Origin of the sequence: Streptomyces antibioticus, from assembly GCF_002019855.1 — a bacterium.
Classification (GTDB): Bacteria; Actinomycetota; Actinomycetes; order Streptomycetales; family Streptomycetaceae; genus Streptomyces; species Streptomyces antibioticus_B.
Window position 1 is genome coordinate 6,681,132 of the sequence record NZ_CM007717.1, and the last position, 17,187, is coordinate 6,698,318.

Sequence of the window (17,187 nt, forward strand, 5' to 3'; positions counted from 1 at the left end):
CCCGACGGGAACCCCGAGCGGAACCGACGAGACCCGAAGAGGTGCGTCCCTCCATGGCCAAGCAGAACGTCGCCGAACAGTTCGTGGACATCCTCGCCCGCGCCGGGGTCCGGCGCCTGTACGGCGTCGTCGGGGACAGCCTCAACCCCGTCGTCGACGCGGTGCGCCGCCACTCGGGGATCGACTGGGTCCACGTCCGCCACGAGGAGACCGCCGCCTTCGCGGCCGGCGCGGAGGCCCAGATCACCGGCCGGCTCGCGGCCTGCGCCGGCTCCTGCGGACCCGGCAACCTGCACCTCATCAACGGCCTCTACGACGCCCACCGCTCGATGGCCCCGGTGCTGGCCCTCGCCTCACAGATCCCGTCCGCCGAGATCGGCCTCGGATACTTCCAGGAGACCCACCCCGACCAGCTCTTCCGCGAGTGCAGCCACTACAGCGAGCTGATCTCCAACCCGAAGCAGATGCCGCGCCTGCTGCACACCGCCATCCAGAACGCCATCGGCCGCGGCGGTGTCAGCGTGGTCTCCCTGCCCGGCGACATCGCCTCCGAACCCGCCCCCGACCGGCCGGTGGAGACCGCGCTCGTGACGACCCGGCCCACCGTGCGCCCCGGCGACGCCGAGATCGACGCCCTGGTCCGGATGATCGACGAGGCCGACCGCGTCACCCTCTTCTGCGGCAGCGGCACGGCCGGCGCGCACGCCGAGGTCATGGAACTCGCCGGGAAGATCAAGTCCCCGGTGGGCCACGCCCTGCGCGGCAAGGAGTGGATCCAGTACGACAACCCGTACGACGTCGGGATGAGCGGTCTCCTCGGCTACGGCGCCGCCTACGAGGCCACCCACGAGTGCGAGCTGCTGATCCTGCTGGGCACCGACTTCCCGTACAACGCCTTCCTGCCCGACGACGTGCGGATCGCCCAGGTCGACGTACGGCCCGAACACCTCGGCCGGCGCTCGAAGCTGGACCTCGCGGTGTGGGGCGACGTCCGCGAGACCCTGCGCTGTCTCGTCCCGCGGGTACGGCCCAAGGACGACCGGCGCTTCCTCGACCGGATGCTGAGGAAGCACGCGAACGCGCTGGAGGGGGTGGTGAAGGCGTACACCCGCAAGGTCGAGAAGCATGTCCCGCTGCATCCCGAGTACGTGGCCTCCGTCCTCGACGAACTCGCCGACGACGACGCCGTGTTCACGGTGGACACCGGGATGTGCAATGTCTGGGCCGCTCGCTATCTCACCCCCAACGGCCGCCGCAGGGTGATCGGTTCGTTCTCCCACGGCTCCATGGCCAACGCGCTGCCCATGGCGATCGGCGCCCAGTTCACCGACCGCCGCCGCCAGGTCGTGTCGATGTCCGGCGACGGCGGCTTCACCATGCTGATGGGCGACTTCCTCACCCTGGCGCAGTACGACCTGCCGGTGAAGGTCGTTCTCTTCAACAACTCCTCGCTGAGCATGGTCGAGTTGGAGATGCTGGTCGCCGGACTGCCGTCCTACGGCACCACCAACAAGAACCCCGACTTCGCCGCCGTCGCCCGCGCCTGCGGTGTCTTCGGCCTGCGCGTCGAGAAGCCCAAGCAGCTCGCGGGCGCGCTGAAGAGCGCCTTCCGGCACAAGGGCCCGGCCCTGGTCGACGTCGTCACCGACCCCAACGCCCTGTCCATCCCGCCGAAGATCAGCGCCGGGATGGTCACCGGCTTCGCGCTGTCCGCCTCCAAGATGGTCCTGGACGGCGGAGTGGGCCGCATGCTCCAGATGGCCCGCTCCAACCTCCGCAACGTGCCCCGCCCTTGAGACGACGGTTCAGACGTACGGCCGCCAACGGCGTTCGCCGGTGTCGTACATGTACCGGGACAGGCCCTCGATGCCGGTGGTGCGGAACGGGCGGCCGCGGTCGTCGATCCGGACCGTGCCGGTGCGGCCCTGGGAGGACCAGTCGAGTTCGAGGAACCAGTCGCAGGCGCAGGTCTTGGTGCGGGCCGTGACCAGCAGTACCTCGGGGTCCTCGGCCGAGACCCGGTAGGGCATCCGCACCGCCGGGATCGGGGTGCCCGCATCGCTGCCGGGGACCGAGCGGGCGACCGGGCGGTCCTTGTCCAGGTCGACGGCGAAGGACCGGGGCGTGATCGAGCCGCCGCACCCCTGGTCCATGGCGTACGCCGTACCGGCCAGGGGCGTGGCGCGGCCGACCACCCGGACCCGCAGCGCCGTCAGGACGACCGCCGTGGAGCTGCGCCCCTGCACCGTGATCTGCACGTTGGTCTCCCGCCCGTGCACCGCGCCCTGCGCCGCCGCCCAGGCCCCGGCGTCCTGCGCGGCCGGGGGCGGCGGGACCCGGGACGGCGGCCGGTCGACCACGTAGTCGTGACCGCAGCCGAGCGCCCACACCTGGGAGTCCGCGGTCCAGGTGAGCGGAACCCCCGACCCCGACCCCGAGCCCGACCCCGACCCCGAGGAGGGGACGGGGGTCGCGCTCGGGGTGGTCCCGGACGACCCCTGGGGGCCCGGTGAGGTTCCGGCCGAGCCGGAGGCCGACGGCGAGGCGCCCGACGTGGGGGAGGAGGAGGCCGGGTCCGCCGTCCCGGCCGTCGCCGTGGCGGCGGGGCCGCGTCCGGCGGCGGCGCCCGTACCGGCGGCCGACGGGTGGTTCGAGGGACGGTCGGCGGGCAGCGCGGAGAGCGTGCCGACCGTGGCGAGCAGCGCGCAGGCGACCCCGAGGAGGACGGAGCCGCGACGGCGGCGGTACCAAGGGGTGGCCACGGGGACGGAGTCGGCGTCCTGAGGCACGCCGTGGGGCATGCCTTGGGGCACGCTCTCCACCTCGGCCGGAGCTTCCGGCGCCGCCGCGGCCTCCGCAGCCGCCGTCTCCTCGCCCCCCGCCTCCGCCCCGCGCGCCCGCGCCTGACGTGCCGCCACCGCGCGCAGCCAGCGGCGGTGCAGTTCGAGACGTTCCTCGGGGGTCGCCCCGCAGAACTCGGCCAGCCGTTCCACGGGCGCGAAGTCCTGCGGTACGGCCTCCCCCGCGCAGTACCGGTGCAGCGTGGAGGTGTTCATGCCCAGCCGGCGCGCGAGGGAGCCGTAGCTGCGCTCCGTCCGCGCCTTCAGTTCCGTCAGCAGCGCCGCGAACTCCGCGACGTCCTCATCGCTCGACACCGTGAACCGGTCCCGTCCTCGTCGTCCCCGGCCCGGGACGGTCATCCCAGGCACCTACATATCTGCACGTCAGATGGCCTGGGATGGTTCCACCGCCGTCGATCGCCCGGAGACCGTTGCCCCGGCCTCCGCGACCGTCGATGCTCATGGTGTCGCCGGCGCCGCAGCGGCCGTCCCGCACCCGTCTCCACGGGTTCGCACCCGTCTTCACGGGCTCATTCACACATCCACGGGGGAACACTCATGCCCAAGCACACCCGGTCGACCGCCATGCTCACGGCGCTCACCGCACTGGCCGTCACCGGACTCACCCTCGGTACGGTCCTCACCGTACCGGCGGGCGCCGCCGCGCCGAAGGCGCCCGGCTTCCTCGCGGCCAAGGACCTTCCGCCGCACGCCACTTCCACCTGGTCCGCGGGCCGGGTCACGGCCGGTGTCCCGGAGGTCATCGAGCTGGACACCTGTCTGGGCATGGCCCTGGGCGGCGGCGGTTCGAACACCTGGCACCGCGAGTTCTGGACCGACCTGGACACCACCGCCCGCCAGGTCTCCGTCAAGGCGTCGAGCGTCAGCGCGGCCAAGGGCCGGTACACGCGGGTGAACAAGGACATCAAGTCCTGCGCGAAGCGGATCGAGCGGGCCTACCCGGAGATCGACGCCACGCTCCGCGACTACGGCACGCTCGCCGTCGAGGAGGGCGCCCATGTCTACGGCCTGCACGTGAAGAGCGCCTGGGGCTCGACCGACATCCGGCTCCTCGGCGTCGGCCGGGACGGCAAGACCGTGACGGTCGTCGACTGGGGTCAGATGGGGAACTTCGGGAACGCGCCGGTGAAGGCGTTCAAGAAGACGACGACCAAAGCCGTCAACAAGCTCCACTGACGGACTCCGACTCCGGCATCCCGTGCGGTCGATTCCGGCCAACTTCGACCGAGCGTGACCGGGGCGCCGAGGGGAGGCCGACGGCGGACGACCACCGCCCCGGCACCTCCGCGGCTACGACGGGATCGGCAGGGGCGGGTCGGCGATCCGGCGGAGGCGGGGTGGGCCGTCTGTCCTGTCGGCCGTCCTCCCGGTGTGCGGGCCCGGAAGCGGGCGGAGCGGACCGGTGACAGGACGGCGAACGCTCGGGGTGACGGACGGTGAAGGGGTGGGAAGCCGGTGCGCGGAGGGGGCGCACCGGCTTCCGCCATGCACCGGACACGCCGGTGTGCGCCGGTGCACGCGGGCGCGCGACGGCCCCCGGCCGCCCACGGCGCCGTAACGGAAGCTCTCCCTCCGGTGTTCCGTCGGTTTCCCGCGGCAGCTCGGCCAGGTGGCCTGGACCAGTGACAACCGTCGCCGGGCGGCGGTGTGCGGGCGGCTGACGGCCGGGGGCGGTGGGGCCGCGTGCGCCGGGAGCGTCGCGGCCGCCGCCGTACGGCGCGCTCCCGGCCCGGCGCCGGCCGTCCGCGCACCGGGCAGGGTCCGGCCGGGCCGTCGCGTCCGCCCGCCGTGTCCGCCGCGCCCCTCGCCCCGGCCCATCGCAACATGGCCGCAACATGGCCGAACACCCGGTCGTCCGCGACTCGACATGACTGGCCCGCCGCCGTCCGGGCAAGGATCCCCGTGAACGTGTTCGAGCAGGAGGGGACCGACATCGGCACGCGGGCGGGGGTCATGAAGAGGCAGGCACGAGGCAGCGGTCCGACGGCGATCGCGCACACCTCGGCGACAAGGCGGAACGTGGAGGACGACGACGAAGCCGGCGCCGTGGAGCGGGCGTCGCGGCTCAGCCGCAGGCTCGGGCGGGCGGATCTGCGGGCGGTGCCCGAGGCGCGCCGCGCCCTGCGCGAGCTGTTGCAGGGCTGGGGCAAGCCCGGCCGTTCCGAGACGGCCGAACTGCTCACCAGCGAACTGGTCACCAACGCGCTCGTCCACACGGACCGGGACGCGGTGCTGACGGCCACCGTGTCACCGGCCGGACTCCGGGTGGAGGTACGGGACTTCGTGGGCCGCCGGCCGCGGCCGCGCGTGCCGATCGCCGACGACGGCACGCACGGCCGCGGTCTGATCCTGGTGCAGGCCCTCGCGGACGCCTGGGGCGTACGGCCGCACGGCGTCGGGAAGTCCGTGTGGTTCGAGCTGGGCGCCGGAGCGGCGTAGCGTCGGCCGGACGGTCCCTGACGGTCATGGGGAACGGGAAGGGGCGCGGCCCCTGCGGGTCGCGCCCCTTCCCGTGTGTCGCCCGTCGATCAGCCGAACTGCTGCTCAAGGTCCTTGAGCTTGCGCTCCAGGGAGTCGAGCCGCGGCAGGGCCATCGTGTCGTCCTCGGCGGTGAGGTCGACGGTGAGCGGGTCGGAGCTCTGGCGGACCGGCTGGAGGGACGGCCGGTTGCGCACCGGGAGCTGCTCGGCCGAGTTGGCTATGGCAGGCTCCGCCGGGACCCGTTCGGCGGTCGCTCGCTCCAGAGTCGCCTGGGCCTCGAGCTGGCGGGCGCCGCCGCCACCGCCGCCACCGCGGCCGGGCCAGCGGCCGTGGCCACGGCTGATGGCCTTGAGCTGGGCGCGCTCGACGCGCTGCTGCTCACGGCGGCGCAGCTTGGCCTCCTCCTTGCGGGCCTTGTCGTCGCGGACCTCCTCGACGGCCTCGTCCAGGCTGCGCACGCCCTCCAGGAGCATCAGGGACCAGGCCCTGTAGGTCTCACGGGGGGCCCGCACCCAGCGCACCACTCGGATCTGCGGCAGCGGACGCGGGACCAGGCCCTGCTCGCGCAGCGCGGCGCGACGGGTCTGCTTCAGCGCGCGGTCGAAGAGCACCGCGGCGGACAGGGACATGCCCGCGAAGAACTGCGGCGCGCCGTCGTGCCCGAGGCCCCTGGGCGCGTGCACCCAGTTGAACCAGGCCGCGGCGCCCGCGAACGTCCACACCAGTATCCGGGAGCCGAGCGCCGCGTCACCGTGGCTGGCCTCGCGCACCGCGAGGACGGAGCAGAACATGGCCGCCCCGTCCAGGCCGAACGGCACGAGGTACTCCCAGCCGCCGGAGAGGCTCAGGTTCTCGCGGCCGAAGCCGACGAGTCCTCGGTAGGAGAGCGCGGCCGCGACGGCCGCACAGCAGAACAGCAATACATAGGAGGCGATGCCGTAGACCGCTTCCTTGCGCCTGCGGCGCTCCTCGCTGCGCTCCCACGAGTCGTCCGAACTCGTGTCCTTCCCCGAGGAGTTCTTGCCGCGCCTGAGCACCGCCACCGCCGCCAGCATGCCCAGGAGCAGTACGGCGCCCGGAAGCAGCCAGTTCAGCGATATGTCGGTCAGTCTCATCTGGGGTCCCTTGCATTGGGATAGGGCGTAACGCCCGCCATATTGGCCCACTCCCGGCGTCCCTCAGGGGATTTCGGGGCAAGAGGCCGCCAAGGAGGTGCAAGGGGATGCCCAGGGCGACGTTCTGCTCGAACTGCCGCATGAGGGGCGGGAGTTGAGTTCGAATAAGACTACCCGTACGGGTGGTTCGACGGAAAGTTCCCGCGACCGGTGAGGAAGTTGTGAAGTAACCGTAACCACACGGGGAGTGCTGTCGTCCGGTGATCTTACGGGACGTCAGCCGGCCCCCGTGCCAAGACGGCCGAACGCGGGCGTGAGGGTGCGTCAGCCGGCGGTGGCGAGGGTGAGTTTGGCGACCCGGTCGGCGTCACAGGTGCGCGGGCAGGTGTCGCAGGTGTCCTCGGGACGCACCGTGTAGAACATGCAGCAGCTCGCCCGGTCCCGGGTCGGCAGCGCCCGCCCGTCCGGGGCGGTCAGCTCGCGGAAGGCGGCCGAGCCGACGTACGGCCGGGTGCTGCCGGGCAGCAGCAGTTCCAGTTCGCGCCGGGCCCGCTCCTGCTCCTCGGGGCCGAGCAGCTCGGCGACGTACCACAGGCCCTCGACGATCTCGTCCGTCACCATGCCCCACAGGGCGCGCCCGCGGCGCCGGGTGCGCGGCCCGAAGCCGGCCAGTATCGGTTCGTGGTGCTCGGCGACCGCCTCGCGCACCTCGGCCCGCAGCGCCTCCTCGTCCGCGACCACCCGGGCGCCGGGCAGCGCCGCCGCCGGGTCGTCCGGCAGACAGGCGAAGGAGACGGGCGGGCGCACGGCCATCCGCATCACCTCGCCGGTGCGGTCGTACGAGACGTCGGTCACGGGGTAGCGCGGCACCCGGCGGGTCAGGAACCACGGCACGGTGATCAGCAGACAGGCGGGCCAGGCGTACCGGTGCAGTCCGAAGCTCGCGACGACGTCCGGGCGGGCCCGGACCTCGTAGTCCCGGACGACCTGGTCGTCGTCCCAGGCCAGGAAGGTGTCCAGCTCCGCGCCGCCCGCCGCGAGCGCGGCCGCCGAGACCCAGCCGCCGCCCCGGGGAGCGGGCTCGCCGGGCGCCAGCTCCGTGACGGTCAGGCCCGGCAGGACCTCCGTGAGACGGGCGTACGCCGCCGCGGTGACCGACGGGGCTGTGGGCATACCGGAACCACCGATCCGCGAGTGTGACGTGAGGGGTGTCTGGAGGTAAGCCTAACCTTACTCATTATGTGCGGGATTTGAACTGGCGGCCAGGGGGCCTAAGGTGCTTGACGGGCGAGTAACAAGCCGCCGTAATGACCCCAAGTACCGAAACGTCCGCCGGGAGGACCCGTGAAGCAGGGCACGCAGGGCGCCGCCGCTCCGGGAATCCCCGGCATCCCCCGCGACGGGGCCGGGCGGGCGCGGGTTCCGGCGCAGGCGCGGACGTCGCCCGCCGGGGACGCGGACCGGGAGCGGTGCGAGCCGCCGGGGGCCGTGCGCGGCGAGCACACCCACAGCGAGATCCCGATCCCGCACCCGGCGCTGCCGCGTCCTGTCGTCCAGCGGGCCTCCGTGCGCGGCCAGATCCTCGACGCGCTGCGCACCGCGCTGGTCGCGGGGGACCTGCGGCCCGGCGAGGTCTACTCGGCGCCGGTGCTCGGCGAGCGCTTCGGGGTCTCCGCGACGCCGGTCCGCGAGGCGATGCAGCAGCTCGCGCTGGAGGGCGCGGTCGAGGTCGTGCCCAACCGGGGGTTCCGGGTCGTGGTGCGCGGCGTACGCGAACTCGCCGAACTCGCCGAGGTGCGGGCGCTGATCGAGGTACCGGTGATGCTCCGGCTCGCGCGGACGGTGCCGGCCGAGCGGTGGGCGGACCTGCGGCCCCTCGCGGAGGCGACGGCGCGCGCGGCGGCGAGCGGCTGCCGGGCCACGTACGCGGAGGCCGACCGGGTCTTCCACCGCGCCGTGCTCACCCTCTCGGGCAACGAGCAGCTCGTCGGCATCGCGGAGGACCTGCACCGGCGCTCCCAGTGGCCCCTCACGAACGTCCCCACCCGCCGTGACCGCGCCGACCTCCTCGCCGACGCCACGGAACACCTGGCCCTCCTCGACGCCCTCACCACCGGCGACCAGGAAACGGCCCGCACGCTGATCCAGACCCACTTCACGGCGACGGCCTGACCGCCCCATGTGACCCGACGCACGAACGCGCCGCGGGCCCCTGCCCGCTCGGCGCCTTCCGGCTGCGGACCCCCTGATCCGCCCCTTGTGCGGCGGCGCACATGGCTCGTGTCCCGCCCGTGGGCCCCGGGCCGGGAACGTCTCCTAGGCCGTAGCCGCCGGTGGTACCGACAGTTGGCGGGTCAGCCAGGTGGGGACGCCGCCCAGGAGGCGGAAGAGGCGGCGGGCCTCCTCCCGGAGGCGGGATGCCTCCGGTTCCGCCTCGGCGTCGGCCAGGGAGGCGAGGGCCGGGGCCGTGCCCACCAGGTAGCCCAACTCCTCCCGGATGCGCAGGGATTCGGCGAAGCCGTGCCGGGCCTCGGCCATCTCGCCGTCGCGCAGGGCGAGTCCCGCGAGATGGCGCCAGGTGAACGACAGCAGCAGGGAGTCGGAGTGGGCCGCGGCCGCCGCGTGCGCACGCCGGTACGCCGCCCGGGCGGCCTGCGGGGAGCGCGCGATGTTCTCCGCGAGCAGCCCGCGCCGGAAGTCCAGCAGCCCCCTCCCGGCCGCGTCCGGCGGAATCAGCGCCGCCGCCCTGCCGAGCGCCGCCCGCGCCTCGTCCACCCGGTCGCGCACCCCGTGGACCGTCGCCGCGTAGGCCAGGTGCCCGCGTTCACAAGCGGCCGCGCCCCGCTCCTCGTCGCCGTGGGCCAGCGCCTCCGCCGTGCGCAGCGCGTCCTCGGCGTCCTGCCAGCCCTGCTCGGTGTACAGACAGCGTTCCACCAGCAGGCCGGCCCGCTGGATCGCGCCCTGCGCGGTGTCCGCCGGCAGCAGCGCCGCCGCGTCGGCCCAGCAGGCCCGCGAGCGCAACCGCCACACCGCCGTCTGGAGAGGATCCTCACCTGAGGTCGTTCCGGTACCGGACATGGCGGAATGCGCCACGTTGCCCTCCCCGAGCGCGCCGTCGAGCTATGAGTGGTGGCCGCATCTCAGCACGAATCGCGGCACCGGGCCAAGGGGGCGGGTGAAGGATTTCACAAAGTCGTGGGACGTTCCGCCCTCAAGGGTTTCAACGGAGCGCGGCCCGTGTCAGCTCATCCGCAGCGCCAGGAAGAAATCCAGCTTGTCCTCGAGGCGCGACAGATCACGGCTCGTCAACTGCTCGATCCTGCCCACCCGGTAGCGCAGTGTGTTGACGTGGAGGTGCAGCCGGGCGGCGCACCGCGTCCACGAGCCGTCGCAGTCGAGGAACGCCTCCAGCGTGGGGATCAACTCGGCGCGATGACGCTGGTCGTACTCGCGCAGCGGGTCGAGCAGCCGCGCCGTGAACGCCCGCCGCACGTCGTCGGGGACGAACGGCAACAGCAGGACGTGCGAGGCCAGTTCCTGGTGTCCCGCCGCGCACACCCGGCCGGGCCGCGCCGCCGCCACCCGCCGCGCGTGCCGCGCCTCCTCCAGCGCCCCGCGCAGCCCCTCCGCCGAGAGCACCGCCGCGCTGACCCCCAGCGTGAGCCGCCCGTCGCCGTCGAGCCCGGCCGTCAACGGCTCCCGTACGGCCGTCAGGAGCGCGTCGGCGAGCAGACCCGTCTCGGCGCTGTCGTGCTCGGCGGAGACCGCCGGCAGCGGCACCAGGGCGACCGCCTCGTCCCCGGTGTGCGCGACCGCGATCCGGTCGGACGGCTCGGGGCCCGTCGCCTGCGGGTCGACGAGGATCTCCTCCAGCAGCGCCTGCGCGATCCGCCCGGCCTCCAGGCCGCCGTCGTCCCACTCGACGCGCGCCACCACCACCTGCCAGTGCGGGGCCGTCCCGAGGCCGGGCAGCAGCACCGGCGCGGCCACCCGCAGCCGCGCCGCGATCTCCGCCGGGGCCGCGCCCGTCTGGACCAGCTCCAGCACCTCCTGCGCCAGCCGCCGGCGCACCGTGCGCGCCGCGTCCCGCCGGTCCCGCTCGACGGCGATGAGCTGGGTGACACCGTGCAGCAGGTCGAGCCGCTCCGCGGCCCAGTCCCCGGCGTCCGCGTCCACGGCCAGCAGCCAGTCCGACAGCACGCTCTCGCGCGCGTCCCGGGCACCCTGCGGGGCCCGGCCGCCGCCGCGCACCGGGAACAGCGAGTACGTCGTACCGTCGACCTGCACCCGGTGGGGGCCGGGCCGGCCGGTGCGCACGGCCGCCAGATGCTCCGCCGCGAGCCGCCCCCACAGCTCGCCCGACCCGCTCCGACCGGGAGCCTTGGAGCCCGCGATCAGCCGTCCGGTGGGCGAGAGCACCCAGGCCCGCAGATCCAGGTCGGTGCCGAGCAGATCCAGGACGACGTCCGGGCCGCCGCCCGCCGGTCCCGAGGTCATCATCCGCCGGTGCCGGTCGACGACGGCCGCGAGGTCCCCGGCCCGCTCGCCGCTGACCTGCCGTACGACATGCTCGGTGATCGTTGCGAAGGCAACCGATTCATGGACCGCGAACAGCGGCAGCCGGTGCCGGGCGCAGGCCGTCACCAGATCCTCCGGCACATCCGCCAGCTCGGCCTCGCCGGCCGCCAGCGCGGCCACCCCGGCCTGCGCCAGGATCCGTACGAACGGCTCGGAATCGGCCGCGTCCCGGCGCCACGCCAGCCCGGTGAGGACCAGCTCGCCGCCGGAGAGGTAACGGCTGGGATCCCGCAGGTCGGTGGTCATCACCCCGCGGACCGAACGGTCCAGCTCGTCCCCGCCGCCGAGGAGCCTGAGGCCCAGCGCGTCGGTGTCCAGAAGTGCGCGCAGCCGCATCTCGTCGCCGCCGTTCCTTGTCTTGAGACGGTCACGGACCGCATTCTGTGATTGCCAGGTTGTTTCCTACGTTTCCACGAGAAAACGAGGAGGTTACCGAGGCCCTCCGTTCATACGAATCTACAAGATGGCTGCCCCGACCAGCCAACTCCTTCATGGTTTCCGTGACTGACCCGGTCGGAGTACCACGCGGTGTACTGACCCCACTCCGCGTGAACAGCACATGAACGAGCCCGGGCCGCCGCACTCGATTCCGGCTCGAACCCATCGACTCCCGAGACGCAGAAGAGAGCCGGTCATGGACTTCCTTCGTCCCGCAAGCTGGGAGGAGGCGCTCGCCGCGAAGGCCGAGCACCCCACCGCCGTGCCGATCGCCGGCGGCACCGATGTGATGGTCGAGATCAACTTCGACCACCGGCGGCCCGAGTACCTCCTCGACCTCAACCGCATCGGTGACCTCCAGGAGTGGGAGGTCGGCGAGGACAGCGTGCGGCTCGGCGCCTCCGTGCCCTACACGCACATCATGGAGAACCTGCGCTCCGAACTCCCCGGCCTCGCCCTCGCCTCGCACACGGTCGCCTCCCCGCAGATCCGCAACCGCGGCGGCGTCGGCGGCAACCTCGGCACCGCCTCCCCGGCCGGCGACGCCCACCCCGCCCTTCTCGCGGCCGGCGCCCAGGTCGAGGCCGCGTCCGTGCGGGGCACCCGGCTCATCCCGATCGACGACTTCTACACGGGTGTGAAGCGCAACGCGCTCGCCCCCGACGAACTGATCCGCGCCGTCCACGTCCGGAAGGCCGACGGCCCCCAGCAGTACTCCAAGGTCGGCACCCGCAACGCCATGGTCATCGCCGTCTGCGCCTTCGGCCTCGCCCTGCACCCGGACACCCGGACGGTCCGCACCGGCATCGGATCCGCCGCCCCGACCCCGATCCGGGCGAAGACGGCCGAGGAGTTCCTGAACGCGGCGCTGGAGGAGGGCGGCTTCTGGGACAACGGAAAGATCGTCACACCGTCGGTCGCCAAGCAGTTCGCCGACCTGTGCGCCGCCGCCTGCAACCCGATCGACGACGTCCGCGGCACCGCGAGCTACCGCCGCCACGCGGTCGGCGTCATGGCCCGCCGCACACTGACCTGGACCTGGGAGTCCTACCGCGGCGCCCGCCGCCAGACCGAGGGAGCCGCCTGATGCGCGTCAACATCACCGTCAACGGACGTGAGCGGGAGGCCGACGACGTGTGGGAGGGCGAGAGCCTCCTGTACGTGCTGCGCGAGCGCCTCGGCCTGCCCGGCTCCAAGAACGCCTGCGAGCAGGGCGAGTGCGGCTCCTGCACGGTCCGTCTGGACGGCGTGCTCGTGTGCTCCTGCCTGGTCGCGGCCGGCCAGGCCGAGGGCCGCGAGGTGATCACCGTGGAGGGCCTCGCCGACCACGCCCGGCAGCGAGCCTGCGGCACGCACACCCACAGCCCGGAGACACCCGCGCAGGCCACGCCCACCGAGGCCACGGACGCCGAACTCTCCCCGGTCCAGCAGGCGTTCATCGACGCCGGCGCCGTCCAGTGCGGCTTCTGCACCCCCGGGCTGCTGGTCGCCGCCGACGAGATGCTGGAGCGCAACCCCGACCCCAGCGACGCGGACATCCGCGAGGCGCTCTCGGGCAACCTGTGCCGCTGCACCGGCTACGAGAAGATCATGGACGCGGTCCGCCTCGCGGCCGCCCGGCAGGCAGAGGCGGTCTGATCCCATGACCGACGGCGCTCCCACCGGCACCCCCACCAAGATCACCCAGGGCTCACCCACCAAGGGCGGCATCGGCGAGTCGACGCTGCGCCCCGACGGCACCCTCAAGGTCACCGGCGAGTTCGCGTACTCCTCCGACCTGTGGCACGAGGACATGCTCTGGGGCCAGATCCTGCGCTCCACCGTCGCCCACGCCGAGATCGTCTCCCTCGACACCTCCGAGGCCCTCGCCACCCCCGGGGTGTACGCCGTCATGACGTACGACGACCTGCCGGCCGAGGTGAAGCACTACGGCCTGGAGATCCAGGACACCCCCGTCCTCGCCCACGGCAAGGTCCGCCACCACGGCGAGCCGGTCGCCATCGTCGCCGCCGACCACCCCGAGACCGCCCGCCGCGCCGCCGCCAAGATCAAGGTCGAGTACCGCGAGCTGCCCGTCATCACCGACGAGGCGTCCGCGACCGCCCCGGACGCGATCCTGGTCCACGAGAACCGCGACGACCACCACATCGGCCATGTCCCGCACCCGAACATCGTCCACCGCCAGCCGATCGTGCGCGGCGACGCGGCCGCCGCCGCCCGCCGGGCCGACGTGATCGTCCGCGGCGAGTACACCTTCGGCATGCAGGACCAGGCGTTCCTCGGCCCCGAGTCCGGCCTCGCCGTGCCCGAGGAGGACGGCGGCGTCCATCTCTACATCGCCACCCAGTGGCTCCACTCCGACCTGCGCCAGATCGCGCCCGTCCTCGGCCTGCCCGAGAGCAAGGTACGGATGACGCTGGCCGGGGTCGGCGGCGCGTTCGGCGGCCGCGAGGACCTGTCGATGCAGATCCACGCCTGTCTGCTCGCCCTGCGCACCGGCAAACCCGTCAAGATCGTCTACAACCGGTTCGAGTCCTTCTTCGGACACGTCCACCGCCACCCCGCCAAACTGACCTACGAGCACGGCGCCACCCGCGACGGAAAACTCACCCACGTCACGTGCCGGATCGTCCTGGACGGCGGCGCGTACGCCTCCGCCTCCCCGGCCGTCGTCGGCAACGCCGCCTCGCTCGGCATCGGACCGTACGTCGTCGACGACGTCGACATCGAGGCCATCGCCCTCTACACCAACAACCCGCCCTGCGGGGCGATGCGCGGCTTCGGCGCCGTCCAGGCGTGCTTCGCCTACGAGGCGCAGATGGACAAGCTCGCCAAGGAACTCGGCCTGGACCCGGTGGAGTTCCGGCAGCTCAACGCCATGGAGCAGGGCAGCCTGCTGCCGACCGGCCAGCGGGTGGACTCACCCGCCCCGGTCGCCGAACTCCTGCGCCGCGTCAAGGCGATGCCGATGCCGCCGGAGCGCCAGTGGCTGTCGGCCGGCGAGGAGGCCGACGTACGGCAGTTGCCCGGCGGTCTGTCCAACACCACCCACGGCGAAGGCGTCGTGCGCGGCGTCGGCTACGCGGTCGGCATCAAGAACGTCGGCTTCTCCGAGGGCTTCGACGACTACTCGACGGCCCGGGTCCGGATGGAGGTCGTCGCCGGGGAGCCCGTGGCCACCGTGCACACGGCGATGGCGGAGGTCGGCCAGGGCGGGGTCACCGTCCACGCGCAGATCGCCCGCACCGAACTGGGCGTCGCCCAGGTCACCATCCACCCGGCCGACACCCGGGTCGGCTCCGCCGGCTCCACCTCGGCCTCCCGGCAGACCTACGTCACCGGCGGCGCCGTCCGCAACGCCTGCGAACTGGTCCGCGAGCAGGTCCTGGAGATCGGCCGCCGCAAGTTCGGCACCTACCATCCGGCCTGGGCCACCGCCGAACTGCTCCTGGAGGGCGGCAAGGTGGTCACCGACGGCGGTGAGGTCCTCGCCGACCTCGCGGACGTCCTCGGCGAGGAGGCCGTGGAGGTCGAGGAGGAGTGGCGGCACCGGCCGACCGAACCCTTCGACCTGCGCACCGGCCAGGGCAACGGCCATGTGCAGTACAGCTTCGCCGCGCACCGCGCCGTCGTGGAGGTGGACACCGAACTCGGCCTGGTCAAGGTGATCGAGCTGGCCTGCGCCCAGGACGTCGGCAAGGCGCTCAACCCGCTGTCCGTCATCGGCCAGATCCAGGGCGGCACGACCCAGGGTCTCGGGGTGGCCGTCATGGAGGAGATCATCGTCGACCCCAAGACGGCGAAGGTGCGCAACCCCTCCTTCACCGACTACCTCATCCCCACCATCCTCGACACGCCGACCATCCCCGTCGACGTGCTCGAACTCGCCGACGACCACGCCCCGTACGGGCTGCGCGGCGTCGGCGAGGCACCCACCCTGTCGTCCACCCCGGCGGTCCTGGCGGCCGTTCGCGCGGCGACCGGGCTGGAGCTGAACCGCACGCCGGTCCGGCCGGAACACCTCACCGGCACGGCGTAGCACACGAGTTGCCGGGGCGGCGCACGGAACGTCACACGCTCCGCGCGCCCGCCCGGCGCATCCCAGATCGTTCGTCTCGGGCCGTCCCCCGGGTCGTGCGGCCGACCCACCTTCCCAAATCCCGCAGCCATGCAGGTGGTTGACGTGCCGTCAGGCCGTCGTGCGCGGGTGCCCCTATGAACCTTGGGAGCAGGCCCACATGACCCAGCAGTCACTGGAACCGACCACCACCGCCGACGACGGGGGCGAGAGCCCCGGCGCCCCGGCCGGACGGTCCTGGCTCGACCGGTACTTCCGCATCTCCCGGCGCGGATCCACGGTCGCCCGCGAGGTGCGCGGCGGTGTCACCACCTTCATGGCGATGGCGTACATCCTGCTGCTCAACCCCGTGATCCTGTCCGGCAAGGACGTCGGCGGCGACACGCTCGGCCGGCAGGCGCTGATCACCGCGACCGCGTTCGCCGCCGCCCTCAGCACCCTGCTGATGGGCTTCGTCGGCAAGGTCCCGCTCGCCCTGGCCGCCGGACTGTCCGTCTCCGGCGTCCTCGCCTCCCAGGTCGCCCCGGAGATGACCTGGCCGCAGGCGATGGGCATGTGCGTGATGTACGGCGTCGTCATCATGCTCCTGGTCGTCACCGGCCTCCGCGAGATGATCATGAACGCGATCCCGCTCGCCCTCAAACACGGCATCACCATGGGCATCGGCCTGTTCATCGCCCTCATCGGCTTCTACAAGTCCGGCTTCGTGCACCAGGGCGAGGCGACCCCGGTCACCCTCGGCCCGAAAGGCGAACTGACGGGCTGGCCCGTGCTGTTGTTCGCCGCCACCCTGCTGCTGATCTTCATGCTCCAGGCCCGGAACGTCCCCGGCGCCATCCTCATCGGCATCGTCGGCGGCACGGCCGTCGCCGCCGTCCTCAATGCCACCGGTGCCGTCGACCCGGACCAGTGGGCGGCCGGCGCCCCCGAACTGCACGGCGGCGCCCTGTCGATGCCCGACTTCTCGCTCTTCGGGCACGTCGAGTTCGGCGGCTGGGGCGAGGTCGGCGCGATGACCGTCGGCCTGATCGTCTTCACGCTCGTCCTGGCCGGGTTCTTCGACGCGATGGCCACCATCATCGGCGTCGGCACGGAAGCTCAACTCGCCGACGACAAGGGCCGGATGCCCGGACTGTCCAAGGCCCTGTTCATCGACGGCGCGGGCGGCGCCATCGGCGGTGTGGCGGGCGGCTCCGGGCAGACCGTCTTCATCGAGTCCGCCACCGGGGTCGGCGAGGGCGCCCGCACCGGCCTGTCCTCCGTCGTCACCGGCGCCCTCTTCGCCGCCTGTCTGTTCTTCACCCCGCTCACCGCGATCGTCCCGCAGGAGGTCGCCTCCGCCGCCCTGGTCGTCATCGGCGCGATGATGCTGATGAACGCCCGGCACGTCGACTGGGCCGACCGCGCCACCGCCGTCCCGGTCTTCCTCACCGTCGTCCTGATGCCCTTCACCTACACCATCACCACGGGCGTGGCCGCCGGAGTCGTCTCCCACGTCGCCATCAGGACCGCCCAGGGCAAGGCACGGGAGATCGGGCCCTTCATGTGGGTCCTCACCGTGGTCTTCCTGATCTATTTCGCCCTCTCGCCCATCGAGGGCTGGCTGGGCGTGCACTAGCCGTTCCCTCCCCGAACC

At 72.8% G+C, this 17,187-nt stretch carries 13 protein-coding genes; 8 read left to right on the forward strand and 5 right to left on the reverse strand.

The window, feature by feature from the left end:
• Positions 1 to 53 precede the first annotated feature (53 nt).
• On the forward strand, positions 54 to 1,796 hold the full coding sequence (locus tag AFM16_RS30290; RefSeq protein ID WP_030791932.1) for a pyruvate dehydrogenase: 1,743 nt from the start codon (positions 54 to 56) through the stop codon (positions 1,794 to 1,796).
• A gap of 9 nt (positions 1,797 to 1,805) precedes the next feature.
• Here the strand turns inward: AFM16_RS30290 and AFM16_RS30295 are convergent, their stop codons facing one another.
• Positions 1,806 to 3,155 (reverse strand): helix-turn-helix domain-containing protein, encoded by a 1,350-nt coding sequence (locus tag AFM16_RS30295; RefSeq protein ID WP_078635536.1) that lies wholly within the window; start codon positions 3,153 to 3,155, stop codon positions 1,806 to 1,808.
• 243 nt (positions 3,156 to 3,398) lie between these two features.
• Here AFM16_RS30295 and AFM16_RS30300 point away from each other — a divergent pair, with 243 nt between their 5' ends.
• Both AFM16_RS30300 and AFM16_RS30305 read left to right on the forward strand, forming a co-directional pair.
• Positions 3,399 to 4,037, forward strand: a complete 639-nt coding sequence (locus AFM16_RS30300; RefSeq protein WP_030791935.1) for a hypothetical protein — start codon at positions 3,399 to 3,401, stop codon at positions 4,035 to 4,037.
• 777 nt (positions 4,038 to 4,814) lie between these two features.
• Complete coding sequence (locus tag AFM16_RS30305) at positions 4,815 to 5,300, forward strand: ATP-binding protein (protein WP_078637134.1); 486 nt, start codon at positions 4,815 to 4,817, stop codon at positions 5,298 to 5,300.
• 89 nt (positions 5,301 to 5,389) lie between these two features.
• Here AFM16_RS30305 and AFM16_RS30310 read toward each other — a convergent pair whose 3' ends face one another.
• Together AFM16_RS30310 and AFM16_RS30315 are read right to left on the reverse strand one after the other, a co-directional pair.
• Positions 5,390 to 6,457, reverse strand: a complete 1,068-nt coding sequence (locus tag AFM16_RS30310) for a DUF2637 domain-containing protein (RefSeq protein ID WP_078635538.1) — start codon at positions 6,455 to 6,457, stop codon at positions 5,390 to 5,392.
• Between the two features lie 324 nt (positions 6,458 to 6,781).
• Complete coding sequence (locus tag AFM16_RS30315; protein ID WP_078635540.1) at positions 6,782 to 7,630, reverse strand: (2Fe-2S)-binding protein; 849 nt, start codon at positions 7,628 to 7,630, stop codon at positions 6,782 to 6,784.
• A 171-nt stretch (positions 7,631 to 7,801) separates the two neighbouring features.
• Between AFM16_RS30315 and AFM16_RS30320 the strand changes: the two genes are divergently transcribed.
• Complete coding sequence (locus AFM16_RS30320) at positions 7,802 to 8,629, forward strand: GntR family transcriptional regulator (protein ID WP_078635542.1); 828 nt, start codon at positions 7,802 to 7,804, stop codon at positions 8,627 to 8,629.
• Positions 8,630 to 8,773: 144 nt separating this feature from the next.
• Here AFM16_RS30320 and AFM16_RS30325 read toward each other — a convergent pair whose 3' ends face one another.
• On the reverse strand, positions 8,774 to 9,550 hold the full coding sequence (locus AFM16_RS30325; RefSeq protein ID WP_030791948.1) for a hypothetical protein: 777 nt from the start codon (positions 9,548 to 9,550) through the stop codon (positions 8,774 to 8,776).
• Between the two features lie 147 nt (positions 9,551 to 9,697).
• Positions 9,698 to 11,371: a PucR family transcriptional regulator gene (locus AFM16_RS30330; RefSeq protein ID WP_030791951.1), complete on the reverse strand. Its 1,674-nt coding sequence runs from the start codon at positions 11,369 to 11,371 to the stop codon at positions 9,698 to 9,700.
• Positions 11,372 to 11,669: 298 nt separating this feature from the next.
• Here AFM16_RS30330 and AFM16_RS30340 point away from each other — a divergent pair, with 298 nt between their 5' ends.
• From AFM16_RS30340 to AFM16_RS30355, 4 genes are all read left to right on the forward strand, one after another.
• Positions 11,670 to 12,560 carry an FAD binding domain-containing protein gene (locus AFM16_RS30340; RefSeq protein ID WP_030791954.1) on the forward strand — a complete coding sequence of 297 codons (891 nt, stop codon included), beginning with the start codon at positions 11,670 to 11,672 and terminating at the stop codon, positions 12,558 to 12,560.
• A complete protein-coding gene (locus tag AFM16_RS30345; RefSeq protein ID WP_030791956.1) occupies positions 12,560 to 13,111 on the forward strand; it encodes a (2Fe-2S)-binding protein in 552 nt (183 codons plus the stop codon). Before AFM16_RS30340 ends, AFM16_RS30345 begins: the two co-directional genes overlap by 1 nt.
• A gap of 4 nt (positions 13,112 to 13,115) precedes the next feature.
• Complete coding sequence (locus AFM16_RS30350; RefSeq protein ID WP_030791959.1) at positions 13,116 to 15,512, forward strand: xanthine dehydrogenase family protein molybdopterin-binding subunit; 2,397 nt, start codon at positions 13,116 to 13,118, stop codon at positions 15,510 to 15,512.
• A 199-nt stretch (positions 15,513 to 15,711) separates the two neighbouring features.
• On the forward strand, positions 15,712 to 17,169 hold the full coding sequence (locus AFM16_RS30355; protein WP_030791962.1) for an NCS2 family permease: 1,458 nt from the start codon (positions 15,712 to 15,714) through the stop codon (positions 17,167 to 17,169).
• Positions 17,170 to 17,187: the final 18 nt, after the last annotated feature.